Origin of the sequence: Streptococcus sp. 3.1, assembly GCF_016648915.1 — a bacterium.
GTDB classification, from domain to species: domain Bacteria; phylum Bacillota; class Bacilli; order Lactobacillales; family Streptococcaceae; genus Streptococcus; species Streptococcus salivarius_E.
Window position 1 is genome coordinate 80,244 of the sequence record NZ_JACLQV010000007.1, and the last position, 26,407, is coordinate 106,650.

The following is a 26,407-nucleotide window of genomic DNA, read 5'->3' on the forward strand; positions in this document are numbered from 1 at the left end:
TCACTAAGAGCAACTCCAAGTCTTTTCATTTACTAAAACACTAAACGAATCAGGGCCATAGACACTATACCGACGATTACTGCATAGAGCAGATTTTTGCTCTTAAATGCTACAATTACCGTTGGCACAGTAGCCAGTATTTCCATCCACTTAAACTGTGGCAAGTGACCAATCTTCTCAGTCGTGAGACTAGAGAGAATCAGAGCAAAGAGGATAGAAACTGGTAAGTAGTGCAAAAATCGAACAACGATATCTGGTAAGCCCTTGTATTTCACTAAAACAAAGGGGAGAATACGGGGCACCCAGCTAACAACAAATCCAAGTAGAATGGCAATGAGAATAAACTTATTGACGGCCATCACACATCACCCCCACACTACATCCAACTAAAGTAGCCACTAAAACAGCCAAAGATTCCGACAAGATGACACTAAAGCTCAGATAAGCCATAGCAATAGATAGTAAAATCAAGAATAGCTTACGCACGCCTTCACCTAACAAAGCATCTATCTGACTACTTAACAAACCTATAAACATGGCAATCAAGGCAAAATCCAAACCAAAAAGCTCAGGATTAGGAATCATGGAACCAATCAAACACCCAACAACTGATGATACAATCCAAACCAGATAGCTGAAAATATTGTTCCCATGCATCCAGTTCGCAGAAATATCTTTATGATGCACATATTCTCCCAACAAGACACCATAACTTTCATCCGTAATCAGACTACCAATTCCCAGCTGATTCCAGAGGCTTGTTTTTGTAAAAATCGTCGTTGCATGTAAACTCATCAACATGTTACGCAAATTAACTAAGAAAACAGTCAAGGTTAACTCACCAAGGCCAGCTCCTGCAACTACTAATGCACACATAGCAAACTGAGCCGAGCCACCATAGACTAAGGCACACATGAGGCCAACCTCAAGGGCCGATAGACCAGAAGCCGCCGCTACAACACCAAAGGCTAGGCCAATAGCCACATATCCTAGGGCTGTCGGTACTGCAGCTTTTACACCTAAACGAAAGGCAGACATACTCAATTCCTTTCTAAAGGAACCTCTTACCAGACTAGTAAGAGGTTCTTCTTATTCTTCAAATCCTGCAAAGGCAAGACTTGGTTTTGCATTCAAGTCCAACTCAGCAAAATGTTTCTGATCACATTCAATGGCAGCTGCTAGGGCAATCATGCCAGCATTATCACCACAGAGACGTAAAGGCGGAATAACCACATCTACATCCGTAATTTCTTCAGCCAAACGTTCACGTAAGCCCTGATTAGCTGCTACGCCACCAGCAACAACAAGTGTCTTGACAGGATAACGCTCCAAGGCTTTCTTAGTCTTAGCTAGGAGAATATCCAACACAGCAGCTTGGAAGGAAGCACAAAGGTCCTCTCTGACTAGAACTTCTCCCTTCTGTTCTGCATTGTGATGCAAATTGATGAAAGCAGACTTTAGGCCTGAAAATGAAAACTCCAAGTGGTCTTCCTTAATCATAGCGCGTGGAAAATCATAAACATCTTTCCCTTTATGAGCCAATTCATCAATTTCACGCCCAGCTGGGTAGGTCAAACCCATCACACGCCCAACCTTATCATAGGCCTCACCAACTGCATCATCACGTGTCTCACCAACAATCTTGTAATTTCCTGGTTCTGACACATAAACCAACTCTGTGTGTCCCCCAGACACCAAAAGTGCTAGGAGGGGGTATTCCAACTCTTGTACCTCACGCGCTGCCATAAGATGCCCAGCCATATGATTAACTGGAATCAAAGGCAATCCATGTGCCCAAGCGAAGGCCTTAGCCGCTGCCATCCCGACCAAGAGCGCTCCGACCAAACCAGGACCATAGGTTACTGCTACAGCATCTAGTTGTTCAGCAGTAATGCCCGCCTCTGAAAGGGCATCCTTAATGCAAAGAGTCACCACTTCCACATGGTGACGACTAGCCACCTCAGGGACAACACCACCAAAACGTTTATGACTTTCCACCTGACTGGCAATAATATTACTCAAAAGTTCCTTCTCATTTTTCAAAACGGCAACTGAAGTCTCGTCACACGAGCTCTCCACTGCCAAAATATATCTATCTACCATTAGACTTCCTCTCGCCTCATGATAACTGCATCTTCTTGAGGCTCATGATAATAATTTTTCCGAATTCCTAGACTTTCAAAACCAAATTTTCTATAAAGTGCCTGAGCGACTTGATTTGAAGCCCTCACCTCTAAAAATATAGGTTCACTACGCTCTTCCAAATGCTTCATCAGCTGACTAGCATAACCACGCCCCTGATAAGCTTTTAAAACAGCGATATTGGTCACCTCAAGCTCACCCACCAAATTTTGAAGGGCTAAAAAACCAACAACTTCTTCCTGATCATAAACATAGAAATACTCCGTAGTATCCAAAGCCAAGTCTGCTACCACTTGTTCTATCGTCCACGGAGATTTGTCATAAACATCCGACAAAATCTGATAAATCAGTTGAGCTTGCTCCTGACTACTCAATCTAGACGCGCTTGATGTAGTTGTCACGGTTAATCTCCTCATGCGTCTTAAGCCAATTCTCCTCTGCCTCAACCCGCTTCAAGTAATGTGGAACAAAGGCATCCACATCAACAGAAGGCAAGGACAAGCCTAAACGACCAATTAACTGAGCTGATGGAAGGCTAGACAAGATCGTTGCCTCTGGAAGATTTTCCTTAATCTGATCCGCAAAATTAGCCACTTCACCGACAAATGTCACCTTTTCATAAACTTTAGCTTGCTCAAGAACATCTGTAAAGGCAGCATGACAATCAGGGACGATAGCCTGACCATTTTCATAAAAACCAACGTAAACATTATTACGACGGGCATCCATGATAGGAATCACAACACCGACAACCGAAAGGTTTGTCAGCGCCTGTAGACTTGAAACCCCCACTAAATCAATGTCAAGCGCATAGGCTAACGTCTTAGCTGTTGCGACAGCCACACGAAGCCCGGTGTAGGATCCAGGCCCCTGTGCAACCACAATACGTTCTAAATCAGACGGCTGCCAGCCTGCCTGAGCAACTAAAAAATCAATGGTGGGCATTAAACTAATACTGTGGTTCTTTTTTACTGTGACAGTTGTCTCTGCCACTAGTTTCTCTTCTTCCAACAAGGCTACTGATAAAGCAGTGCTAGAAGTATCAAATGCTAATATTTTCATCTTTTTTCCTTGTTTCCTTTTATGCTTTTCTATTATAACACAAGTCACTGTTTCCCAGAAACGAACATTTTCCAACTTTTTCCGCCATTTTCTTTATCTAGCCCTTATCTTATGGTACAATAATAGTAATTGTTAAACGAATCAAGGCTACTAGCTATTACTCATAAAGTGAATATCATAACGTCAAGTAAATCATAGAAAGATTAACTTGACCGGTTTTTTTATAGAATGGCAGAGCCTTTTGGAAAGAAAGGAAAACCATGATTTATAAAGTCTTTTACCAAGAAACTAAAGAGCGTAATCCACGCCGTGAACAGACAAAATCACTCTACCTAGATATCGATGCAGAAACTGAACTTGAGGGACGTATCCAAGCTCGTCAAATCATCGAAAAAAACACTGCCTATAACATCGAATTCATCGAGCTCCTCTCAGAAAAAGCCCTTGAATACGAAAAAGAAACAGGCGTTTTTGAAGTAACGGAGTTCTAAGACCATGGCATCAAAAATCAATCTAAAACCTGAAGAAGTTGGGGTTTATGCGATTGGTGGTTTGGGGGAAATCGGTAAAAACACCTATGGTATTGAATACCAAGATGAGATTATCATCGTCGATGCGGGTATTAAATTCCCCGAAGACGATCTTCTCGGAATCGACTATGTCATCCCAGACTATTCTTACATCGTTGAAAACGTTGATCGTGTAAAGGCACTTGTCATTACCCACGGTCACGAAGACCATATTGGTGGGATTCCCTTCCTTCTTAAACAGGCAAATATCCCAATTTATGCAGGACCGCTTGCTCTTGCTCTTATCAAAGGAAAATTGGAAGAACACGGACTACTTCGTGACGCACAACTCTACGAAATTAATGCTAATACAGAGCTTACTTTCAAAAATATGAGCGTGACCTTCTTCCGTACTACTCACTCAATTCCAGAACCTCTCGGTATTGTCATCCATACACCTCAAGGTAAAATTGTGTGTACCGGTGACTTTAAGTTTGACTTCACCCCGGTAGGTGAACCAGCAGACCTTCACCGTATGGCTGCACTTGGTGAGGAAGGCGTTCTTTGCCTCCTCTCAGACTCAACCAATGCTGAAGTACCAACTTTCACTAATTCCGAGAAGGTTGTTGGCCAATCCATTATGAAAATTATTGAAGGCATCCACGGACGTATTATTTTCGCCTCATTTGCCTCAAACATTTTCCGTCTTCAACAAGCTGCCGAAGCCGCTGTAAAAACTGGCCGTAAGATTGTTGTCTTCGGACGTTCTATGGAAAAAGCCATTGTCAATGGGGTTGAACTAGGTTACATCAAGGTTCCAAAAGGGACTATCATTGATCCTAGTGAGATGAAAAACTATCATGCCAGTGAGATTCTTATCATGTGTACCGGTTCTCAAGGGGAGCCTATGGCGGCCCTGGCACGTATCGCCAATGGTATGCACCGCCAAGTGACACTACAACCTGGTGACACTGTCATCTTCTCATCTAGTCCTATTCCAGGGAACACCACTAGCGTTAACCGTCTGATTAATACCATTCAAGAAGCTGGTGTTGATGTTATCCACGGTAAAATCAACAATATCCATACCTCTGGACACGGTGGTCAACAAGAGCAAAAACTAATGCTTCGTTTGATAAAACCAAAATTCTTCATGCCTGTTCACGGTGAATACCGCATGCAGAAAGTCCACGCAGGTCTTGCTGTTGATTGTGGCGTTCCCAAAGATAATATCTTCATTATGGAAAATGGTGATGTCTTAGCCCTAACAAAAGACTCTGCGCGTCGTGCAGGTCACTTCAATGCCCAAGATATCTATGTTGATGGTAATGGTATTGGGGATATCGGAGCCGCGGTTCTTCGTGACCGTCGTGATCTTTCTGAAGATGGTGTTGTACTTGCCGTAGCTACTGTTGATTTCAAGTCTAAGATGATTCTAGCTGGTCCAGACATCCTCAGTCGTGGCTTCATCTATATGCGTGAATCTGGCGATCTTATCCGCGAAAGCCAACGCATTCTATTCAATGCTATTCGTATCGCTCTTAAGAATAAAGATGCTAGCATCCAATCTGTTAACGGAGCTATCGTCAATGCTTTACGTCCATTTCTATATGAAAAAACAGAACGTGAACCAATTATTATTCCAATGATTCTAACACCTGATAAATAAAAAAATGGTAGCCATCTAGCTACCATTTTTTAAGTTTAAATCCAGTCTGAGCACAACTCTTCCAGCAAGTAAAAAAGCGCTATAAGCGCTTCTTTTCGTTTTATGCACCTGGATAAATGTAAGATACTGAACCTGGTGTAGTTGAGTTTTGTGGATCAAACCAACCACGATAGTTATTGATTTGTTGCTGGTTGTTATAGTTTGACTCCAAGATTTGAATTTGACCATCTTGACCAACTTGTGTTACATAACCAACGTGACCATAACCACCATCAGTCCAACATACAATTGATCCTGTCACAGGTGTTGAACCTACAGCATAACCTTGGCTAGCAGCGCTTCCGGCCCAATCGCCACCATTACCCCACCAGTTACTTGCCCATGGAGCGACTTCCTTAACACCCCATGTACATTGACCAACTGGATAACGATTCCAAGTAGCATCTGAATCAGTAGCTGTTACCTCTGAAGAAGAAACTTCTGTTGTTTCTTCAACTGCCGTAGTAGCTCCTGAAACTTCCAAGCTTCCACCAGGAACAATTGTTGACCAAATAGTCATGCCATTTTCAGCTGCTAATTGATAAGGATCTACACCATACTGACTAGCAATCCCGAAGAATGAATCTCCATTTTGAACTGTATAAGTATCAGCATTAACTGTTTGTGCGACTGTAAGACCGAGCAATAATGCACTTGAGGCTGCTGCCAAAGCAGCTTTTTTTGTAGTTTTCATATTTCCCCCTGAATAAGATTAATATGAAATTAGTTTAACACTCTCATATTTTAATGCGATTAAGGGGGAATAAAGAAATATGACAAAAGAAAACAGCTCAGTTAAAACTACGTAATTTGTCCAAGAACTTAATAATTTTAGAAGAAAAAGAAAACCAGGCATAACCTGATTTTCAAATTTAATTTCTTAATAAATGTCCAAGTAGTTATCAATTTCCCATTGTGAAACAAAGGTAGCATAGCTTGCCCATTCCATACGTTTCGCATCAAGGAAGTTTGTATAGATATGATTACCCAAAGCTTGACGAACCACTTCATCTGTTTCCAATGCTTTAAGAGCGTTACGAAGTGTTGATGGCAAATCAATAATACCTGCTTCTTTACGTTCTTCAGGAGACATTGAGTAAATGTTTGTTTCAACTGGATCTGGAGCATCAATCTTGTTAATAATACCATCAAGACCAGCTTCCAAAAGAACAGCAAGTGCCAAGTATGGGTTTGCCATTGGGTCTACTGAACGCAATTCCAAACGTGTACCCATACCACGAGACGCAGGAACGCGGATCAATGGTGAACGGTTGCTACCTGCCCATGCAATATATACAGGAGCTTCATATCCAGGAACCAAACGTTTGTAAGAGTTAACTGTTGGGTTAATAATTGCAGTATAGTTATATGCATGTTTCATCAAACCACCAAGGAAGTAGTAAGCGTCTTGAGACAATTGCATACCACGTGGATCCTCTGGATCAAAGAATGCATTTCCTTCTTCAGTGAAGAGAGACATGTTACAGTGCATACCGCTACCAGCAATACCATATTTAGGTTTCGCCATAAATGTCGCATAAAGACCATGTTTACGAGCGATTGTCTTAACAACCAATTTGAAAATTTGGATATTATCACAAGCCTTCAAAACATCTGTATACTTGAAGTCGATTTCATGTTGACCAACCGCCACTTCATGGTGAGATGCCTCAACATCAAATCCCATTTCTGTCAACACATTAACGATTTCACGACGTGTGTTGTCTGCAAGGTCAGTTGGTGCAAGGTCAAAATAACCACCTTTATCGTTAACTTCAAGCGTAGGATTACCTTGCTCATCTAATTTGAAAAGGAAAAATTCTGGTTCTGGTCCAAGGTTAAATGATTTATAACCAACTTCTTCCATATGACGCAAAGCTTTTTTCAAGTTACCACGAGGGTCACCAGCAAATGGTTCACCCGCAGAAGTATAGATATCACAAATAAGACCAGCTACTGCACCATTTTCATCGCCCCAAGGGAAAACTGTCCACGTATCAAGATCTGGGTAAAGATACATATCAGATTCGTTGATACGAACAAATCCCTCGATTGATGAACCATCAAACATAGCTTTATTTGAAAGTACCTTATCCAACTGTTCATCTGTCGCAGGAATTTCAACGTTCTTCATAACACCAAGGATATCAGAGAACATTAAACGCAAGAAAGTAACATTCTTCTCTTTGACTTCGCGACGAATATCAGCTGCTGTGATTGCCATAATAGGGGTCTCCTTTATAAAAACCAAAAATAAAAGTTCAAAGCGTAATTAGATACGCAAGTTACCAAATTGTTGTGACGGGGTCGTAAAACGGCCTTGCTGAAGGAGTTCATCATGCAAGATACGTCGAACGTCCGCATCTGTTAAAGCCACTTGTTTTTGTTGGGCACGAACTTCACGCTCTTCGTACTCATGCTTGATGGCTGCAATATTGTAACCATCATCCAAAAAATCTTTGATTTCCAATAAACGATCCATATCATTTAATGAGTACATCCGACGATTTCCAGCTGTACGTTCAGGTTGAATTAAACCTTGATCTTCATAGTAACGAATTTGACGAGCAGTTAAATCCGTCAATTTCATAACTGTTCCAATCGGAAAAACAGCTAGAGAACGCCTTAATTCTTTCTCTCTTGCCATGATCATCCTCCTTTCCTAACAATTATATTCTGAATATTTCTACATGTCAACAGTTTATGTTACTTTTTCTTACACAACGAGCAATTCCCGAACATTATATTGTCTATTCGCTCTAATTTAAGGATTTTATCAAAAAAACATAAAAAATAGAGTTCAAGAGAACCCTATCATTCTTATTTTAAGTGTTTAAGTAGCCAATCATAATCATAATTAACAAGAATTGCTATAAAGACTCCACAGAAAGTTTCAAAGACTCGAGCAATAACATAAGTGAAGGTATTATCAGGTGGAATGGACAAGGTAATAATCAGAAGTGCAGCCACCCCTCCAATAACACCAGATGCATTATTAAATGACACATTAATGACAATCGTCAGCATTGTCAAAATTGGAACCAATAGCAAGGTCACCCAAACTGAATGATTAAACCACATATTTACAAAGTAAAATAATAGCGACAAAAGCCCTCCAACCGTATTCGCAAAAATACGTGACTTACCAAACTGAATACTTCTATCAAAGTTTTCTCGAAGACTAAAGACTGCTGTCAAACAACCAATCTGAAGCCCTTCCCAGCCTAAAGCAGAAAAAAGACCTAAAACTAGAAAGACAGCAATCCCCGTCTTAAGTGTACGCATACCAAATTTAAATTTTTTCGGTTCAAATTTCAATCCCATTTTACTATTTTAACATGATTATGAAACTTTTGGCTACTTCTACAGTATTATGCCGCAAAGTTCAAACTAATAATCGCAATTTTTTGAGAGAAATTTACTTCCCAATAATAGTTTTAGCCTCTACCAAATACTCAATGAGATAACACAAAAAAGAGTTGGTTTCCCAACTCTTTCTATTCTAATAGACTTATTTATCAGTAAGTGCAGCCAATCCTGGAAGCTCTTTACCTTCAAGAAGTTCCATAGAAGCACCACCACCAGTAGAGATCCATGAGAATTTGTCTGCACGGCCAAGGTTGATCGCAGCAGCAGCTGAGTCACCACCACCGATGATTGATTTAACGCCTGGTTGTTTCACGATAGCGTCCATCACACCGATTGTACCAGCTTGGAAGTCAGGGTTTTCAAATACACCCATAGGACCATTCCATACAACTGTTTTCGCACCAGTCAAGGCTTTATCGAATTCAGCAATTGATTTAGGACCGATATCCAAACCAAGGAAACCTGGGTCTACTGCTTCACCTTCAGTGTCTTTCACTTCAGTGTAGTCAGCAAATGCATTAGCTTCTTTTGAGTCAACTGGCAAGATCAATTTACCGTTTGATTTTTCAAGAAGAGCTTTAGCAACATCAAGTTTATCTTCTTCTACAAGTGAGTTACCGATTTCGATACCTTGTGCTTTGTAGAATGTGTAAGTCATACCGCCACCGATAAGAACTTTATCAGCTTTTGCAAGAAGGTTTTCGATAACACCAATCTTATCAGATACTTTAGAACCACCAAGGATAGCTACGAATGGACGTTCTGGAGTTTCAACTGCTTCTTTGATGTAAGCAATTTCGTTTTCAAGAAGGAAACCAGCAACAGCTTTATCAACGTTTGCTGAGATACCAACGTTAGATGCGTGTGCACGGTGAGCTGTACCGAATGCATCGTTTACGAAGATACCATCTCCAAGTGATGCCCAGTATTTACCAAGTTCAGGATCATTTTTAGATTCTTTCTTGCCATCAACATCTTCAAAACGAGTGTTTTCAACCAAGAGAACTTGTCCATCTTCAAGAGCGTTAACAGCTGCTTCCAATTCAGCACCACGTGTAACACCTGGGATAAATTTAACGTCTTGACCCAATTTAGCAGCCAAGTCAGCAGCTACAGGAGCAAGTGATTTGCCTTCTTTATCAGCTTCTTCTTTTACACGTCCAAGGTGAGAGAAGAGGATTGCACGTCCACCTTGTTCAAGAATGTACTTGATAGTTGGAAGGGCAGCAGTGATACGGTTGTCGTTAGTGATCACGCCATCTTTTACAGGTACGTTGAAGTCAACACGAACGAGAACTTTTTTCCCTTTCAAGTCAACATCTTTAACAGTCAATTTAGCCATTTGATCAGACTCCTTAATTTTTTAATACGTTTTCATTATATCACAAAATGCATAAAAGAGATAGCAAAATCAGAAGGATTTCTAGCTTATTGCTAGTATAAGGCATTTAGCATATAATCTAAATAGAAAGGTCGAATATCCATGAAAAAACAGCTAAACAAGAAGCAGAAACAAGCTGACCATGATCTAAATGTAATCCTTATTCTTACCCTTGTTCCTCTGCTCCTCTTTCTTACTCTTAAACCAACTCTTTTTTCATACACTAACCAAACCTCAGTACCGCTATGGCTGCGATTAATCTTATTAGCTAGTTGTCAATTTGCCATCGCAGGCTTAGGAACCAGCACTGTTATGCTTTATCGCAAAGAATCTTTCAGACACTTTGGATTAATCACCAAAAATCTAGTTACCACCCTTTTTCAATCTCTTCTTGTAGCCCTACCACTTATCATATTTAAAGGAATTACTCATCAGATTCATTCCTATCTACCTCTTCAATCAATACAATTAACAAAAGAAGTAATGAGCCAATCATTTCCTAGTAATATCCTGGCATACCTATTCATCTGTCTTATTTGGGGATTCTGGGAAGGATTTAACTATGTAGTCATCGCTGAAAAGATACGCATACGTTTTCCATCTCCTTACATTTGGTTAGATAGTGGGGCAATAACTTGTGCGATTTTTTGCCTCCTTATCCATGGAATCATTGGTTTTGATGTCTATACCCTATTTGAATCACTTACCGTTTTTATACTTATTTATGGTATGCTAGCTATACAAAAACATAATAAAAACGCCTGGGGTTGTGTCATGCTCTTTCTACTCATTTGGAATGCCTTCTAGCTTATTCATAAATCACAATCCTACTGAGATTATAACAGCCTATTTATACGGCTGTTTTATTATTTTGGAAAATAAAAAAAAGAGCCGAAGCTCTTCTTTTTATACAATTGAATTATTTAGCGATTTTCGCGAAGTATTCAAGAGTACGTACAAGTTGTGAAGTGTATGACATTTCGTTGTCGTACCAAGAAACAACTTTAACCAATTGTTTACCATCAACAGTTTGTACTTTAGTTTGAGTTGCATCAAACAATGAACCGTAAGAAATACCTACGATATCTGAAGATACGATTGGATCTTCAGTGTAACCGAATGATTCGTTTGAAGCTGCTTTCATAGCTGCGTTCACTTCATCAACAGTAACGTCTTTTTCAAGAACTGCTACCAATTCAGTAACTGATCCAGTTGGAACTGGAACACGTTGTGCAGCACCGTCAAGTTTACCGTTCAATTCTGGGATAACCAAACCGATAGCTTTAGCAGCACCAGTTGAGTTAGGAACGATGTTTGCAGCACCAGCACGTGCACGACGAAGGTCACCACCACGGTGTGGTCCGTCAAGGATCATTTGGTCACCAGTGTAAGCGTGGATAGTAGTCATCAAACCTTGTTTAACACCGAAGTTATCTTGCAATGCTTTAGCCATTGGAGCCAAGCAGTTTGTAGTACATGAAGCACCTGAGATAACTGTTTCAGTACCATCAAGGATATCGTGGTTAGTGTTAAATACGATTGTTTTAACATCGTTTCCACCAGGAGCAGTGATAACAACTTTCTTAGCTCCACCTTCGTGCAAGTGTTTTTCAGCAGCATCTTTCTTAGCAAAGAAACCAGTTGCTTCAAGAACGATTTCTACACCGTCGTTAGCCCAGTCAATTTGTTCTGGGTCACGTTCAGCAGAAACTTTAACGAATTTACCGTTAACTTCAAATCCACCATCTTTAACTTCAACAGTACCGTCGAAACGACCTTGAGTTGTGTCGTATTTCAACAAGTGTGCAAGCATAACTGGATCTGTAAGGTCGTTGATGCGTGTAACTTCAACACCTTCTACGTTTTGGATACGACGGAAAGCAAGACGACCGATACGACCGAAACCGTTAATACCAACTTTAACTACCATTAGTGATTTCCTCCTTATGAAAATCAAATAAATATAATTTTGAGAGCAAGCTCTCCCTATTGTGAAAAGATTAACTTGAGCGCTTTCAATTCAACCTTTCAACAGTCATATTATATAATTTTTTTCAAAAAATTGCAAATAGAAAAGGCACTTACTTTCATAAGTACCTTAACTTTATAAGTTCTAATTAAGCTTCACCAGAATTTTTCTTGATGATTTCTTCTTGAACTGATTTAGGAACATCTTCATAGTGGTCAAATACCATCATGAATGTACCACGACCTTGAGTTGCAGAACGAAGTGTTGTTGCATAACCGAACATTTCAGCAAGTGGAACATACGCACGAACGATTTGACTGTTACCGTGTGCTTCCATACCATCAACACGTCCACGACGAGCTGTAACGTGACCCATAACATCACCAAGGTTTTCTTCAGGAACAGTGATTGTTACAAGCATCATTGGTTCAAGGATAGTTGGTTGTGCAGTCTTAGCAGCTTCTTTAAGTGCAAGAGACGCAGCGATCTTGAAGGCAGTTTCAGATGAATCGACATCGTGGTATGAACCATCGTAAAGCTTAGCTTTGATGTCAACCATTGGGTATCCAGCAAGGACACCGTTAGCCATAGATTCTTCCAATCCTTTTTCTACTGCAGGGATGAATTCACGTGGAACCACACCACCGACGATAGCATTTTCGAATTCGAAACCTTTACCTTCTTCATTTGGAGTAAATTCAATCCAAACATCACCAAACTGACCTTTACCACCAGATTGACGTTTGAAGAATCCACGTGCTTGTGTTCCAGCACGGAATGTTTCACGGTAAGATACTTGTGGAGCACCAACGTTTGCTTCAACTTTGTGTTCACGTTTCAAACGGTCAACAAGGACATCAAGGTGAAGTTCACCCATACCAGAGATAACTGTTTCACCAGTTTCAGGGTTAGTTTCAACACGGAATGTTGGATCTTCTTCAGCAAGTTTTTGAAGACCGATACCCATCTTATCTTGGTCAGCTTTAGTCTTAGGCTCAACCATCAATTGGATAACTGGTTCTGGAACTTCGATTGACTCAAGAATAACTTTAGCTTTTTCATCAGTTAATGAGTCACCAGTTGTAGTATCTTTCAAACCGATAGCAGCAGCGATATCACCAGCGTATACTTGTTCAATTTCTTGACGGCTGTTAGCGTGCATTTGAAGGATACGTCCGATACGTTCACGTTTACCTTTAGATGTGTTCATTACATATGAACCTGATTGAAGGATACCTGAGTAAACACGGATAAATGTCAAACGACCTACAAATGGGTCAGTCATGATTTTGAAGGCAAGAGCTGCAAATGGCTCATCATCAGATGCTGGACGAGTTTCTTCTTCGTCTGTATCTGGATTGATACCTTTGATTGCAGGGATATCAAGTGGACTTGGAAGGTAATCGATAACCGCATCAAGCATCAATTGAACACCTTTGTTCTTGAAGGCAGAACCACAAAGAACTGGGAAGAATTCAACGTTGATTGTTGCACGACGGATAGCTGCTTTCAATTCCTCGTTAGTGATTTCTTCACCTTCAAGGTATTTCATCATCAAATCTTCGTCAGTTTCAGCAACTGCTTCGATCAATTTTTCACGGTATTCGTTTGCTTGATCAACGTAATCAGCTGGAATATCTTCTTCAAGAATATCTGTACCAAGGTCATTAGTATAGATTTCAGCTTTCATTTTAATCAAGTCAATGATACCACGGAAATCATCTTCAGCACCGATTGGCAATTGGATTGGGTGTGCGTTTGCTTGAAGACGATCGTGAAGTGTGCTTACTGAGTAAAGGAAGTCTGCACCGATTTTATCCATTTTGTTGGCAAATACGATACGTGGAACACCATACTCAGTTGCTTGACGCCAAACTGTTTCAGTTTGAGGTTCTACACCTGATTGTGAGTCAAGAACGGTTACGGCACCATCCAATACACGGAGTGAACGTTGTACTTCGATTGTGAAGTCCACGTGTCCTGGTGTATCGATGATGTTAACGCGGTGACCATCCCATTGTGCTGTTGTAGCGGCAGATGTGATTGTGATACCACGCTCTTGTTCTTGCTCCATCCAGTCCATTTGTGATGCACCTTCGTGAGTTTCACCGATTTTGTGGATTTTACCAGTGTAGTAAAGGATACGCTCTGTTGTAGTTGTTTTACCGGCATCGACGTGGGCCATGATACCGATATTACGAGTTTTTGCAAGTGAAAATTCGCGTGCCATTAGGTTTATTCTCCTATAAATATTTTAGTTTACTTATTTATTATAACATTATTGTCAAAAAACGGATAGGCAGGACCTACCCGTTTTTTCACTAATATTTAACTGGTTTTCAAATGATATGAATAATATTATTTGAATTCAGAGTCAGCCTATTACAAATCCATAATCTTAGCTTATGAATATATGACTGTAATTCAGCTTGAAACTTATGATTACCAGCGGAAGTGTGCAAAGGCACGGTTTGCTTCAGCCATTTTGTGAGTATCTTCACGTTTCTTAACTGATGCACCAGTGTTGTTTGCAGCATCCATGATTTCTTTTGCAAGACGATCTTTCATAGTGTGTTCACCACGCGCACGTGATGCGTTAACCAACCAACGAAGACCAAGAGTTGTACGACGTTCTGGACGAACTTCAACTGGGACTTGGTAGTTTGAACCACCGACACGACGTGCACGTACTTCAAGTACAGGCATGATGTTGTCCATAGCTGTTTCAAATACTTCAAGAGCATCGTTTCCAGTTGCTTCTTTGATTTGCTCGAAAGCATCGTATACGATTGTTGCAGCAGTACCACGTTTACCGTCAAGCATTACACGGTTGATAAGACGTGTAACGATTTTTGAATTGTACAATGGATCTGCCAATACTTCGCGTTTAGGCGCTCTATTTTTACGACTCATTTTATCTTATCTCCCTTCTTATCCTTTAGGACGTTTAGCACCGTATTTAGAACGGCTTTGTTTACGATCAGCTACACCTGCAGTATCAAGTGCACCACGGACGATGTGGTAACGTACCCCTGGAAGGTCTTTTACACGTCCACCACGGATAAGAACAACGCTGTGTTCTTGGAGGTTGTGTCCGATACCTGGGATGTAAGCAGTAACTTCGATAAGGTTGCTCAAACGTACACGAGCGAATTTACGAAGGGCTGAGTTAGGTTTCTTAGGTGTCATTGTTCCAACACGTGTTGCAACACCACGTTTTTGTGGTGAAGATACGTTAGTTTGAACTTTTTTGTGGCTGTTGTAACCAACGTTCAAAGCTGGTGATTTAGATTTTACAACTTTTGATTGACGTGGTTTACGAACCAATTGGTTAATTGTAGGCATCTACATTCTCCTGTGTTTTTTTATTTTTGGTTGATATGGCACTTGGTGACAGCCCATATCTGTGTGTACTTTTGCAACTTATGTCAGCACGTCTCTGTACACTTTTGAGAGACCAAAAGTAAAAAGTACCGTCTAATATAGTATCATTTTTTGATGATTATTGTCAAGACTTTCTTGTTAAAAAGAAAAATTCCTAATCTTTAAATTAGGAATACTATCGTAGATTAATTATTTATCAAAAATATTACCGACTTCAACTTCTACCTTCTGTGCTTTTACATCGATGTCAGAAACAGTAAGTAATGATTTATATTCATGGATATCACGATCACCTTTAGCATTTTCTGCGAATACAGCTACACCTACTAACTCACTATCAAATTCTGAAAGCAAGCTAATCATACCCGTAATGGTACCGCCACCTTTAAGAAAATCATCGACAATAAGGACACGGCTATTAGGTTTCAAACTACGTTTTGAAAGGAACATCTTTTCAATACGATCACTTGAACCACTAACGTAGTTTACCGATACGGTTGAACCTTCTGTAATTTTCAAGTCACGACGAACAATAACAAATGGAATGTTCAAGACATCTGCTACTGCATTTGCTAAAGGAACTCCTTTAGTTGCAACAGTCATAACGGCATCAATTTTTTGTCCTTTAAAGGCACTGGCAATGATACGACCAACATTTTTTAAAATAGACGGTGTACTCAGTAAATCAGATAGGTAGAGATAACCACCTGGTAAGATACGATCACTCTCGGAAAGACGTTTACAAAGATCTTCAACCAGACTTCTTGCATCTTCATCAGAAATAGTCGGTGTAAACATAACGCCACCAGATGCACCAGTTACTGTTTCGATTTCTCCTATTTGACTTTCCTCAAAAGCTTTTTTAATGATAGCAACATCTTCTGAGATTGAAGACTTTGCAGCTTCATAACGCTCTGCAAAGGTGTTGAGGCTTGTCAATTGATAAGGATTATTAATCAGGTAGTTTGAAATAACTACCATGCGCTCACTTCGTTTTAATTTCATATGTTACCTATATTTTCTGTACTTTTTAACTATTATACCATAATACAGCAAAAAACGAACATTTTCATATGAAATGCTCGCTTAATTTCGATTTTAATCAAATTTTGGCTTGTAGAAGGAACGATTATCCATAGCAAAGAGACGATTTGTCATTTCTCCTGGACCTACTAGGTTAAGGGCTGTCGTCATCATCATCATACTGGCATCAAGATTATCAATCATATGAATAATTTCTGCTTCCATAATACGGGGGCGCACTGGACTACCATACTCTAGTTGTCCATGATGGCTGAGAATAACATGACGCAAAACAACGACATCCTCACGCGTATCGTCAATATTGAGCTCCATAAGCACCTTAGTGATTTCTTCATCAATCAAAGCAATATGACCAATCAAGTTTCCACGAACCGTATACTCAGTATTTTCAGGACCAGTAAGTTCAATAACCTTAGCTAAATCATGAAGCATAATTCCGGCAAAGAGTAGACTCTTATTGAGCTCTGGATAAATATCTCCAATGCTGTCCGCTAAGCGAACCATAGTAGCTGTATGATAGGCTAGTCCACTTTCAAAGGCATGATGATTTGTTTTAGCAGCTGGAAAAGTGAAAAACTCCTTATTATACTTTCGATAAAGGGCACGAACAACACGCTGCCAAGTTGCTTCCTCAATCTTGAAAATCATTTGCTCTAGGTATTCGCGTACTTCGGAAGGATTTACTGGTGGTTTCTCTTTGAAATCAGCCGGATCATTTGGCTCACCAAATGTAGGCAAGCGTAAGGTAATTTGGTTTACCTGAGGAGTATTATTATAAACCTCTCGACGTCCCTCCATATGCACTACTTTACCTGCGGTAAATTCTTCGACATTATAAGGCTGAGCATCCCATAGGTTGCCTGAAATCTCACCAGTATCATCCTGGAATGTAAAGGCAATGTAATCCTTTCCCGCTCTTGTCTTACGTACCTCTGCACGCTTAATCAGATAAAAACCTTCAAAATACTCGTCTTTTTTCATTTGATTAATCTTCATGCTTGTCCTCGTTTTCTAATCGTGGTAAATCCAACAAACTTTGTGTCGCACTGTCTTGATAGGTTTCAATTGTATCAAGAGCTCTAACAATTGCCCTACTCCTTGTGTTGAGAAGACTATCGACGGTTTTACTTGCTGTATTCAATTGTTTCTGAGCTTTAGTTAACATATCTCCAAACCTGCCAAACTCTAGTTTGACGTTGCCTAAAATCTTACTAATATCATCCGCATTCTTTTGAATATTCAAAGTTCTAAATCCTACAGACAATGAATTCAAGAGTGCTGATAAGGTTGACGGCCCTGCGATAACAATATTCTCCTCGCGACGAAGGGCGTCAAAGAAGGCTGGTTGGCGTACTACCTCAGCATAAAGTCCTTCTGTCGGCAAAAATAATATGCCAAAATTTGTGGTTTCAGGTGGGTTAAGATACTTCTTGTTAATATCCTTTGCAAATCGCTTAATACTAGTCAGAAGTGACTTACGGTGATTCTCAATCTCCTCTTTATTACCAGACTCATAAGCATCTTCCAGACGATAGTAATCTTCCAAAGGAAACTTAGAATCAATGGGAAGGTAGATATATTCATCTTTATGGTTTCCTGGCATTTTGATTGCATATTCAACTCGTTCACTTGAACCTGATACCGTAGGAAATTCTCGCTCGTACTGATTAACAGTCAATATGTCTTCAATAATTTGCCCTAATTGAAGCTCTCCCAAAATACCTCGTGTTTTTGTATTTGAAAGGACCTTGTTAAGACTTCCAACATCCTTGGCTACATTTTTCATTTCCCCCAAGCCCTGGTTAACCGACTCTAATTGTCTTGAAACCGTCTCAAAAGAGGCTTGTAAACGTGTTTGTAAGGTTTGCTCAAGTTTCTCTTCAACTGTCTGACGCATTTGTTCCAAACGTTTCTCATTGGAATCCTGCATATCTTTAACAGCTTTGGTTAAGCTTTGGTTTATTTGCTCAAGGCGTTGGTCGGAACGGTCTCGATTATCAGACAAATTTTGATGTAAAACCTCTCGGATATCTGTCAACTGTTGATATAGTTCCATCTGCAATTGGTTCAATTGCTTTGTCGTTTCCAGTTGATTTGTCTTAGCAAAAGATTCCAATTGAAACGAAACTTGATCTGAAAGATTATCTGCATTTTCTTCCAAACTCTTATTAATCTGTTCTTTTAACTCCATATTCTTCAAGAAAAGAGCAATAAGAATCCCCAAGCTTAATAAAGTTAAAAGTGTAAGTAGATAGATCATACTAACTCCTATCTTTAGTCTGGATGACAATCACATATCCATTTGGCACAAGCACTTGAATCGGACCATCAACGAATTCATTGCTAGAATAGATTTTCTTCTGGAAATAATTCATACTAGTTAATTCGTATTTTGCTCCCAAAATCGTCAGTTCTCCATCTCCTTCATGTAAAAAAGAAACATATGTCATTCCGGGTTCTGGTAAAACTTTATGACTTCCTTCTGGATAATAAGTAATCTTATTTTGCTTATCTCGCAAACAGATACGCCTCATAAAAGGAGCTAATTCAGGATCGCTGACCAAAAATATATTTGATAACATATGATCAATTCTGCCACCAAAAGCACCAAAAATAGTTACTTCCGCCTCAGGATATAGCTGAAATATAATTTTTAGGGCTAACTCTGTATCCGTATCATCCTTTTCAGCTGGAGCAATCATACAATCTTTGGCAGCTGATTGAATCATCTCTAACTCTGACCGAGATACTGAATCAAAGTCTCCGACAGCCAAATCAAGAGGTAAACCTAACTCCAACAAACGTAAGCACGCACGATCCACCCCAACAAAATAATCAAAATCGGTAGCGAACCACTCTAGCTCACCACCGACAAATAAAGCTATTTTAGGCATCGATAGCATCACGAAGCGTTTGAACTTGCGCTGTCAAATCAGGATTTTTGAAGAGGTAAGAGCCCGCTACAAAAACATTAGCCCCCGCCTTGGCACATGCTGCAATAGTGTTGTTATCTACACCACCATCAACTTCAATATCGAATGAATAGCCACCTTTTTCGCGAAGCTCCACAACACGCTCTACTTTAGACATCATTTCTGGAATGAACGCCTGACCACCAAAACCTGGATTTACAGTCATAATAAGTACTTGATCCACTAAATCCAGTACAGGAATAAGTGCCTCGACTGGGGTTCCAGGATTAATCACAACACCTGCTTTCATACCAGCAGCTTTGATTTTCTGGAGGGCACCATGGATATGTTTAGTGGCTTCAACATGAATAGTCATGATATCTGCACCAGCTTGTGCATAGGCATCCACATAACGTTCAGGATCAACAACCATAAGGTGGCAATCAAAAACCAACTTGCTATGTTTACGCATGCTAGCGACCACATCTGCTCCCCAACTGATATTAGGGACAAATTGACCATCCATAATATCAATGTGAACATATTCCGCACCTGATGCATCAATACGAGCTAGTTCTGAAGCAAAATTAGCATAATCAGCGGCTAGGATAGAAGGAGCAATTTTATATGACATGAGAGACCTACTTTCTTTTTACAGTTTTTTTATATGTTTCACGACGATTTTCAATTTCACTTAAAAATTGAAGGTAATTATCATAACGGACTTGCCAAATTTGGCCTGACTCAACCTCATCCTTAACAGCACAAGAAGGCTCATGGGTATGTGTACAAGAACGGAATTTACAGCCATGACTAGCTTGACGGATTTCCGGAAAAGCTTCACTCAAGTCCTCTGCATTATCCACTTCATAATCTAGCGAAGAGAATCCTGGTGTGTCAGCAATCTTCCCACCATGAACATCATAAAGACTTACAGCCCTTGTAGTATGACGTCCACGACCTAAACTGTCTGAAATCTCACCTGTTTCCAACTTCAACTCTGGGGCAATACGGTTCAACAAGGTTGATTTTCCAACACCTGTCTGTCCCATAAAGACTGTTATTTTAGCAGTCAAGAGCGGCAATAGTTCTTCCATACTGAAGATAAAATCAAAACCAATTTTTTGATACTGTTTTTGAATGGCTTTCATTTCTGAATCATCTTCAACCAAATCCATCTTAGAAATATAGATTACAGGTTTTATATTTTTATGCTCTAGTAAAACCAAAAAACGGTCCAAAAGATTACTATTGAAGTCCGGTTCCTTAGCAGACATAATAACCACAGCCTGATCTATATTGACAATGGGTGGACGCACTAAGCTATTGATTCGTTGATCAATTTTAAGGATATAGCCTTCTGAATTTTCCTCTGCTGAAAATTCGACAAAATCCCCAACGTAAGGTGTTTGTCCTTTTTTTCTAAAATTTCCTCGCGCACGCGTCTGGTATACAACACCATCATGCTCTACATAATAGAAACCTGCCAGTGCTTTGATAATTCTTCCTTGCAAGTGAACTCCTCAATCGTTTAATAGCCCTATTATACCACAAAACAACACGCTTTTCTGATCCAAAACAAACCACATTTCCATTTCCTTAAGCTCCTTGCATTTTTAGTAATTTGCAGTATAATAATCCTATCACTGCGGAGGTGGTGGAATGGCAGACACGCATGCTTCAGGCGCATGTGCTTTTTCAAGCGTGAGGGTTCAAATCCCTTTCTCCGCATAGCTAAAAATCCCACTGAAATTCAGTGGGATTTTTGAATTATAGACCTGATTCACTCAAAGCATCTGATAAGTGTGCAAAATCAGAAATAGATAGAGCCTCTCCACGAATAGAAGGTTTTATATCAGCAATTTCCAAAGCCTGCTCAAGTTTGGCTTTCACTTCTTCAGATTTACCAAAATGATTTGTTAAATTATTCCACAATGTCTTACGACGATGGACAAAGCTAGCCTTAGCCACTCGGAAAAGGAAATCCTCATCTTTAACTTCAACCAACGGTTGTTCACGGCGCGCCATCTTCAAAATTGCTGAGTCAACATTCGGGGCTGGTACAAAGACTGTACGAGGGACAACAAATGCCACTTTAGCGGTCATATAATACTGCACAGCAATTGATAGAGAACCATAAGGCTTGCTATTAGGCTCTGCAGAAATGCGGTCAGCAACCTCTTTTTGCATCATAACAACAAATTCTGCAAAAGGAATCTTACTCTCAATCAAATGCATCAGAATTGGCGTCGTAATATAGTATGGCAAGTTAGCTACAACCTTGATTGGTAGTTCTGGATTTTTAAACTCTTTGACACGTGTCTGTAAATCCGCCTTGAGAACATCTTCATTAATCACGTTAACATTTTCATGGTCACGTAATGTATCCTCTAAAATCGGAACCAACCGATCATCAATTTCAAAAGCCATAACTTCCGCAGCATTTTCAGCTAAGAATTCTGTTAATGCTCCGATACCAGGTCCAATTTCGATTACATTGACATTTTTGTCGATCTCTGCCGTATCAACAATTTTTTGTAAAATATTTGTATCCGTTAAGAAGTTCTGTCCAAAAGACTTCTTAAAGGTAAAGCCATGGCGTTCAAGGACAGCCTTGGTCACGCTATAATCTGCAATTCTCATTTATTCTCTTTTCTTATTATTTTCTCGATTTTTATATTTGGACACAAAACAGGTCCAAACCCTTAATTATCCCAACCTCAATAATAAGCTACTTAGTAGCGATTTGATGTTAAGATCACTGGTAATCTAGTAATTTGACATAGCCTCTTCTAGCTCCTCTAATGTGATTCCAAACAATTCCAAACGCTTTAAAAGCTGCTTCCCATTGCAATAACCAATACGGAGCACCTCGCCCAAATATTCTCGACGCTTTCGACTATCTGCTCCCATTAGTAGCCCTAACTTCATAAGATTTGATTTACTAATATCAAACTGATTATCATCATCGTAACTACCTAAAACTCCAGATAAGGCCTTTTGAAGATCCTCAAAACTCGCATGCTCAACACCCAATGAACGACCTTTAGTCTTAGATTTTGGTGTTGCTTCCCCACGGTTTAAAAAAGCATGCTTTGCTGTCGGAACAGCTTCCATAATGATTTTACGGATACGTTCACCATTATAGTCTGGATCAGTAAAAACAATCACTCCGCGTAAGTCATTAAGCTTATCGATACGCTCTAAGTCATCCTCATTAATAGCGGATCCTCTAGTCTCATAGGTATCCACCTCATAAAAACGTCTCAAATTTGCCGTATCATCCTTACCTTCTACGACGATGACTTCTTGAATCTTTATTCTATTCATCCAGACCAAAAATCCTCATCGCATTGTCATAAGTAGCCCTAGCCACTTCTTCACTCGTTAAACCACGAAACTCAGCAATCTTGTCTACTACGTAACGTGTATAGCCTGTACGATTCTCACGACCACGTTTGGGAACAGGTGCCAAATACGGTGCATCCGTTTCAACCAGAATCTTACCTAAAGGTAACTTCTGAGCAGCTTCTTGGACATCCAAAGCCTTCTTAAAAGTTACAACACCTGAAAATGAAATCATCATTCCAAGATCAACAAATTTTTGAGCCATTTCTAGGGATCCTGAGTATGAGTGCATAATCCCCCCACGAGGACCAACACCAACTTCTTTAATAACAGCGTAAGTATCCTCAAGTGCATCACGTGTATGGACAACAAAAGGTAAATTGTGTTCCTTTGACAAAAATATTTGACGCTTAAAGACATCAATCTGAGTTTCTTTAGGATCCTCCATCCAATAATAATCCAAACCGATTTCCCCAAGTGCCACTACTTTCGGATTATCTAATTGTGATACAATCATATCCTCAATTTCCTGAGAATAGGACCCCGCTTCCGTAGGATGCCATCCAATCGTACTATATAATTGATCATATCTCTCTGATAGTGCTAAAGATTTATTTATTGTTGGTTTATCAAAACCAACAATATTCATTTTAACAACACCTAGTTCAGCTGCAAAATCTATTTCTTCTTGTTCTTTTCCTGCAAAATTATCCACATTAAGATGGGTATGCGTATCAAAAATTTCAATCATAGCTCTATTATAACAAAAACGAGCGAGCATAGCTCACTCACCTTTTCATTTTATTAAACAAAGAGTCGCATATATTCTCTCTTTGTACAACGATTCATTACAATATCCTGTCTATTCGCTTGACGAAGAATAGTCTCAGCCTCCTCATTCTCAAGACCAATTTGACTCCAAAAAACTGTTGCATCCGTTTCAAGAAAATCATAGGCAACATCTGGTAAAAGCTCACTTCGTCTAAATACATCAACAATATCAATCGAAAATGGGATATCTTTAAGATGAGCATAAACATGCTCTCCTAAAAGCTCCTGACCTTCTAGTTTGGGATTTACTGGTATAATACGATAACCAGCAGCTTGTAGAAAATGAGCAACCTGATAAGATGCTGCCTCCTTGCGATGAGATAAACCAACAATTGCAATCGTCTTTGCAGATTTTAAATAAGATTCTATAAACTCATCACTAGGATTTTGAAATGAATAAGACATATGATTCTCCTCGTCGTTTGAATAAACTAAAAATAAAAATCCCCAAACGGGACTGTGACGATTAGTTAGCTAAGCTCGGCAACGATAGCTTTAATTTGTTCTTTTGTATGTACACCTGCTACTTGCTTAACAACCTCACCATCTTTTTTGAAGAGTAAAGTGGGAATAGACATAATTCCAAACTTCTGAGCTGTTTCTGGGTTCTCATCAACATCAATTTTAACAATCTTAAGTTCATCTTCTGAAATCTCTTCAGAAAGTTGCTCAAGAATTGGTGCTTGCATCAAGCAAGGCCCACACCAAGTCGCCCAAAAATCAATCAAAACGAGGCCTTCAGCTGTTTCTTGTTCAAATGAAGCATCTGTTACTACTTGTGTCATTTAATCATCCTCCTAGACATTATAAAACTTTTGTAGACCTATTCTATATGATTCTAAAGGCTATTGCAAGAATTTGACACATACATAAAAAATTCTTATCAAATATTAGTCATTACCTATCATAGACATCACTTGCCCACAGCCAGTCTTGGGAGTATAATAATAAAAAACTATAAAAATAGAAATGAGTAAATATGGATAAAGATGCAATGATTACCTATCTCATAGGTGAACTCAAAAAAGAAAATCTAGAATTACATGATTTGATTATCCCAGAAGAACTCGAGGAAAAACAAAAACTTCTCAGAGCACTCTTTAATACACGTAAACCAATGGCAGCATCAACACAATTCTTAACAATCCAAGACCTTTACCTACAAGTTAGAAAAGGGGAAAGAGGATTTGTACAACTCAGTTCGCTCCAGCCCATTCCACAAGATGATCGAATCTACCTCTGGAAAGGTGATATTACAAGACTCGAAGTAGATGCAATCGTAAATGCAGCTAATAAAACCTTACTAGGATGTATGAAACCACTTCATGATTGTGTAGATAACGCTATTCATACATACGCAGGTGTTCAGTTACGCCAAGCTTGTTTCGAACTCATCTTAGAACAAGGATATGAAGAACCCGTTGGCATGGCTAAAATCACCCCAGCTTACAATCTTCCTTCTGCCTTTGTCATTCATACAGTAGGTCCAAAAATAGTAGACCAACCGACACAAATTGATGAAGATCTTTTAGCAAAAAGTTATCTTTCAGTATTAGCACTAGCTGAGAAAAATAACATTGAATCAATTGCTATACCATGTCTATCAACTGGAGATTTCAATTTTCCAAAACAAGAAGCTGCCAAAATCGCCATTCAAACAGTCAAAACCTTTATTGACGAATCAAGTATAATAAAAAAAGTAATATTTAACGTATTTGATGATGAAAATTTAGCTATTTATCAAAAACTCCTTGCCGAATAAAAGAAGAAAATCGATTTGATTTTCTTCTTTTTTATTACATAACTGAATGCTCTTTTAAAAGATTAAAAAATGACGAGTAATCTCTTTTAAGATTGACAAAACCACCGTCCTTAGACAAGAAACTATGTTCAGAAACAGCTGTACAAACAAGGATTCCGTTTTGATTTACCATATTGTATACAAAAGTAAGTTTAGCAGATTTAACTCTTTTAACATTAATCTCGATAGAAATTACATCTGCAAAAGTAGAAGTAGCTTTATAGTCACAGGAAATTGAAGTAACAGGAGAGATAATTCCCTCCTCTTCAATTTTTTCATAAGGCCAACCTATCTCTCTTAGAAAAAAAGTTCTCGCCTCTTCCATCCATCGAACATAATTAGAATGATGAGTAATACCCATTCGATCTGTTTCATAATACTGGACCTCGTGTTTACAAATAAACATAAGAACCTCCAAAAAGACTAAGAAATAAAATCTAAAATATCATCCTCAGAAAGAGAAGAGTCACATACAACCTTAGCAGCACCATTTTCTGAAACAAAGAGAGCAGGAACTGTAGCAATACCATATCTTTTACGTAAAGCTTGAATATCTTCTAATTCTTCACTATTTTCGCTATTAATATAGAAAATAGTAAGATTTGAATTACGTGCCACATTTGATAATTTAGGTTCAAAAAGTTGACAATATGGACAAGAAGGACGTCCAATAAATAAAATAAATTTTTCAGCTGTATCAATATTCTCCTTAGCCGAAGAAACAGAAATAGGTGTAAAAGCAGATGCAAAATTTGACATAGAATACCTCTCAATTTAAAATATAGTATTATCATATCTGAAATTTAAACTTTTAACAAGTAAATAACTTAACAAAAAAAAGCTAGACCTGCGTCTAGCAATAAGAATTATACTCCGCCAGTAGGACTCGAACCTACGACATCATGATTAACAGTCATGCGCTACTACCAACTGAGCTATGGCGGATA

The 26,407-nt window shown here is 39.2% G+C and carries 31 protein-coding genes and 2 tRNA genes; 5 read left to right on the forward strand and 28 right to left on the reverse strand.

Annotated features, from left to right (window positions below; genetic code table 11):
- Positions 1–32 precede the first annotated feature (32 nt).
- From H7U02_RS05700 to tsaB, 5 genes are read right to left on the reverse strand one after another with little or no spacing between them, the layout of a single operon-like run.
- Positions 33–359 (reverse strand): AzlD domain-containing protein, encoded by a 327-nt coding sequence (locus tag H7U02_RS05700; protein WP_037599077.1) that lies wholly within the window; start codon positions 357–359, stop codon positions 33–35.
- Complete coding sequence (locus H7U02_RS05705; protein WP_073688624.1) at positions 346–1,038, reverse strand: AzlC family ABC transporter permease; 693 nt, start codon at positions 1,036–1,038, stop codon at positions 346–348. Before H7U02_RS05705 ends, H7U02_RS05700 begins: the two co-directional genes overlap by 14 nt.
- 51 nt (positions 1,039–1,089) lie before the next feature.
- Positions 1,090–2,103 (reverse strand): tRNA (adenosine(37)-N6)-threonylcarbamoyltransferase complex transferase subunit TsaD, encoded by a 1,014-nt coding sequence (gene tsaD, locus H7U02_RS05710; protein WP_110981010.1) that lies wholly within the window; start codon positions 2,101–2,103, stop codon positions 1,090–1,092.
- Positions 2,103–2,558, reverse strand: a complete 456-nt coding sequence (rimI, locus tag H7U02_RS05715) for a ribosomal protein S18-alanine N-acetyltransferase (RefSeq protein WP_045769118.1) — start codon at positions 2,556–2,558, stop codon at positions 2,103–2,105. The genes tsaD and rimI overlap by 1 nt, the downstream gene beginning before the upstream one ends.
- Positions 2,518–3,204, reverse strand: coding sequence for a tRNA (adenosine(37)-N6)-threonylcarbamoyltransferase complex dimerization subunit type 1 TsaB (gene tsaB, locus H7U02_RS05720; RefSeq protein WP_110981011.1), 687 nt, complete (start codon positions 3,202–3,204; stop codon positions 2,518–2,520). Before tsaB ends, rimI begins: the two co-directional genes overlap by 41 nt.
- Before the next feature lie 260 nt (positions 3,205–3,464).
- Between tsaB and H7U02_RS05725 the strand changes: the two genes are divergently transcribed.
- Entirely contained in the window at positions 3,465–3,695 is a 231-nt protein-coding gene (locus H7U02_RS05725; RefSeq protein ID WP_002884752.1) for a DNA-dependent RNA polymerase subunit epsilon, read from the forward strand.
- Positions 3,696–3,699: 4 nt separating this feature from the next.
- Positions 3,700–5,382: a ribonuclease J1 gene (gene rnjA, locus H7U02_RS05730; protein WP_002884294.1), complete on the forward strand. Its 1,683-nt coding sequence runs from the start codon at positions 3,700–3,702 to the stop codon at positions 5,380–5,382.
- Positions 5,383–5,482: 100 nt separating this feature from the next.
- Here the strand turns inward: rnjA and H7U02_RS05735 are convergent, their stop codons facing one another.
- The 5 genes from H7U02_RS05735 to H7U02_RS05755 form a co-directional block, all read right to left on the reverse strand.
- Positions 5,483–6,115: a CHAP domain-containing protein gene (locus H7U02_RS05735; RefSeq protein WP_008535629.1), complete on the reverse strand. Its 633-nt coding sequence runs from the start codon at positions 6,113–6,115 to the stop codon at positions 5,483–5,485.
- Positions 6,116–6,301: 186 nt separating this feature from the next.
- Entirely contained in the window at positions 6,302–7,645 is a 1,344-nt protein-coding gene (gene glnA, locus H7U02_RS05740; RefSeq protein ID WP_002884322.1) for a type I glutamate--ammonia ligase, read from the reverse strand.
- A 48-nt stretch (positions 7,646–7,693) separates the two neighbouring features.
- Complete coding sequence (locus tag H7U02_RS05745) at positions 7,694–8,068, reverse strand: MerR family transcriptional regulator (RefSeq protein ID WP_008535631.1); 375 nt, start codon at positions 8,066–8,068, stop codon at positions 7,694–7,696.
- Between the two features lie 173 nt (positions 8,069–8,241).
- A complete protein-coding gene (locus H7U02_RS05750; RefSeq protein WP_002884568.1) occupies positions 8,242–8,745 on the reverse strand; it encodes an FUSC family protein in 504 nt (167 codons plus the stop codon).
- A 187-nt stretch (positions 8,746–8,932) separates the two neighbouring features.
- Entirely contained in the window at positions 8,933–10,132 is a 1,200-nt protein-coding gene (locus H7U02_RS05755; protein WP_002884739.1) for a phosphoglycerate kinase, read from the reverse strand.
- Positions 10,133–10,273: 141 nt separating this feature from the next.
- Between H7U02_RS05755 and H7U02_RS05760 the strand changes: the two genes are divergently transcribed.
- On the forward strand, positions 10,274–10,978 hold the full coding sequence (locus H7U02_RS05760; RefSeq protein WP_073687373.1) for a hypothetical protein: 705 nt from the start codon (positions 10,274–10,276) through the stop codon (positions 10,976–10,978).
- A gap of 112 nt (positions 10,979–11,090) precedes the next feature.
- On the opposite strand, the gene gap is transcribed toward H7U02_RS05760, so the two are convergent.
- The 10 genes from gap to rsgA all read right to left on the reverse strand — a co-directional run bounded on the left by gap (position 11,091) and on the right by rsgA (position 20,994).
- Positions 11,091–12,101, reverse strand: a complete 1,011-nt coding sequence (gene gap, locus H7U02_RS05765; RefSeq protein ID WP_002884461.1) for a type I glyceraldehyde-3-phosphate dehydrogenase — start codon at positions 12,099–12,101, stop codon at positions 11,091–11,093.
- A gap of 187 nt (positions 12,102–12,288) precedes the next feature.
- Positions 12,289–14,370 carry an elongation factor G gene (gene fusA / locus H7U02_RS05770; RefSeq protein ID WP_002884537.1) on the reverse strand — a complete coding sequence of 694 codons (2,082 nt, stop codon included), beginning with the start codon at positions 14,368–14,370 and terminating at the stop codon, positions 12,289–12,291.
- 212 nt (positions 14,371–14,582) lie between these two features.
- Complete coding sequence (gene rpsG, locus H7U02_RS05775; RefSeq protein ID WP_002884746.1) at positions 14,583–15,053, reverse strand: 30S ribosomal protein S7; 471 nt, start codon at positions 15,051–15,053, stop codon at positions 14,583–14,585.
- An 18-nt stretch (positions 15,054–15,071) separates the two neighbouring features.
- Positions 15,072–15,485 (reverse strand): 30S ribosomal protein S12, encoded by a 414-nt coding sequence (rpsL, locus tag H7U02_RS05780; RefSeq protein WP_002884809.1) that lies wholly within the window; start codon positions 15,483–15,485, stop codon positions 15,072–15,074.
- 228 nt (positions 15,486–15,713) lie between these two features.
- Positions 15,714–16,529 (reverse strand): pur operon repressor, encoded by an 816-nt coding sequence (gene purR, locus H7U02_RS05785; protein WP_002891918.1) that lies wholly within the window; start codon positions 16,527–16,529, stop codon positions 15,714–15,716.
- A gap of 93 nt (positions 16,530–16,622) precedes the next feature.
- Positions 16,623–17,564 carry a 3'-5' exoribonuclease YhaM family protein gene (locus H7U02_RS05790; RefSeq protein WP_002884679.1) on the reverse strand — a complete coding sequence of 314 codons (942 nt, stop codon included), beginning with the start codon at positions 17,562–17,564 and terminating at the stop codon, positions 16,623–16,625.
- Positions 17,554–18,828 carry a DNA recombination protein RmuC gene (locus H7U02_RS05795; protein ID WP_002884600.1) on the reverse strand — a complete coding sequence of 425 codons (1,275 nt, stop codon included), beginning with the start codon at positions 18,826–18,828 and terminating at the stop codon, positions 17,554–17,556. Before H7U02_RS05795 ends, H7U02_RS05790 begins: the two co-directional genes overlap by 11 nt.
- A gap of 1 nt (position 18,829) precedes the next feature.
- Complete coding sequence (locus tag H7U02_RS05800) at positions 18,830–19,462, reverse strand: thiamine diphosphokinase (RefSeq protein ID WP_002884399.1); 633 nt, start codon at positions 19,460–19,462, stop codon at positions 18,830–18,832.
- Positions 19,455–20,114 carry a ribulose-phosphate 3-epimerase gene (gene rpe, locus H7U02_RS05805; protein WP_002884311.1) on the reverse strand — a complete coding sequence of 220 codons (660 nt, stop codon included), beginning with the start codon at positions 20,112–20,114 and terminating at the stop codon, positions 19,455–19,457. The genes H7U02_RS05800 and rpe overlap by 8 nt, the downstream gene beginning before the upstream one ends.
- Before the next feature lie 7 nt (positions 20,115–20,121).
- A complete protein-coding gene (rsgA, locus tag H7U02_RS05810) occupies positions 20,122–20,994 on the reverse strand; it encodes a ribosome small subunit-dependent GTPase A (RefSeq protein ID WP_198463609.1) in 873 nt (290 codons plus the stop codon).
- 134 nt (positions 20,995–21,128) lie between these two features.
- Here rsgA and H7U02_RS05815 point away from each other — a divergent pair.
- A tRNA-Leu gene (locus tag H7U02_RS05815) sits at positions 21,129–21,211 on the forward strand.
- A 39-nt stretch (positions 21,212–21,250) separates the two neighbouring features.
- On the opposite strand, the gene rsmA is transcribed toward H7U02_RS05815, so the two are convergent.
- From rsmA to trxA, 5 genes are all read right to left on the reverse strand, one after another.
- A complete protein-coding gene (gene rsmA, locus H7U02_RS05820; RefSeq protein WP_201036120.1) occupies positions 21,251–22,123 on the reverse strand; it encodes a 16S rRNA (adenine(1518)-N(6)/adenine(1519)-N(6))-dimethyltransferase RsmA in 873 nt (290 codons plus the stop codon).
- Positions 22,124–22,249: 126 nt separating this feature from the next.
- Positions 22,250–22,810, reverse strand: coding sequence for a ribonuclease M5 (gene rnmV / locus H7U02_RS05825; protein ID WP_037599066.1), 561 nt, complete (start codon positions 22,808–22,810; stop codon positions 22,250–22,252).
- Positions 22,803–23,579, reverse strand: a complete 777-nt coding sequence (locus H7U02_RS05830; RefSeq protein ID WP_198463961.1) for a TatD family hydrolase — start codon at positions 23,577–23,579, stop codon at positions 22,803–22,805. Before H7U02_RS05830 ends, rnmV begins: the two co-directional genes overlap by 8 nt.
- Positions 23,580–23,632: 53 nt before the next feature.
- Entirely contained in the window at positions 23,633–24,064 is a 432-nt protein-coding gene (locus H7U02_RS05835) for a CoA-binding protein (RefSeq protein WP_198463608.1), read from the reverse strand.
- Positions 24,065–24,129: 65 nt separating this feature from the next.
- Positions 24,130–24,444: a thioredoxin gene (trxA, locus tag H7U02_RS05840; protein WP_037599064.1), complete on the reverse strand. Its 315-nt coding sequence runs from the start codon at positions 24,442–24,444 to the stop codon at positions 24,130–24,132.
- A 194-nt stretch (positions 24,445–24,638) separates the two neighbouring features.
- Here trxA and H7U02_RS05845 point away from each other — a divergent pair, with 194 nt between their 5' ends.
- On the forward strand, positions 24,639–25,421 hold the full coding sequence (locus tag H7U02_RS05845; protein ID WP_073689894.1) for a protein-ADP-ribose hydrolase: 783 nt from the start codon (positions 24,639–24,641) through the stop codon (positions 25,419–25,421).
- 34 nt (positions 25,422–25,455) lie between these two features.
- Here the strand turns inward: H7U02_RS05845 and H7U02_RS05850 are convergent, their stop codons facing one another.
- The 3 genes from H7U02_RS05850 to H7U02_RS05860 form a co-directional block, all read right to left on the reverse strand.
- Positions 25,456–25,866, reverse strand: a complete 411-nt coding sequence (locus H7U02_RS05850) for an acyl-CoA thioesterase (protein ID WP_073689893.1) — start codon at positions 25,864–25,866, stop codon at positions 25,456–25,458.
- Between the two features lie 17 nt (positions 25,867–25,883).
- Positions 25,884–26,219, reverse strand: a complete 336-nt coding sequence (gene traF / locus H7U02_RS05855) for a conjugal transfer protein TraF (RefSeq protein WP_060971720.1) — start codon at positions 26,217–26,219, stop codon at positions 25,884–25,886.
- 112 nt (positions 26,220–26,331) lie between these two features.
- A tRNA-Asn gene (locus H7U02_RS05860) sits at positions 26,332–26,405 on the reverse strand.
- Between the last annotated feature and the right edge of the window lie 2 nt (positions 26,406–26,407).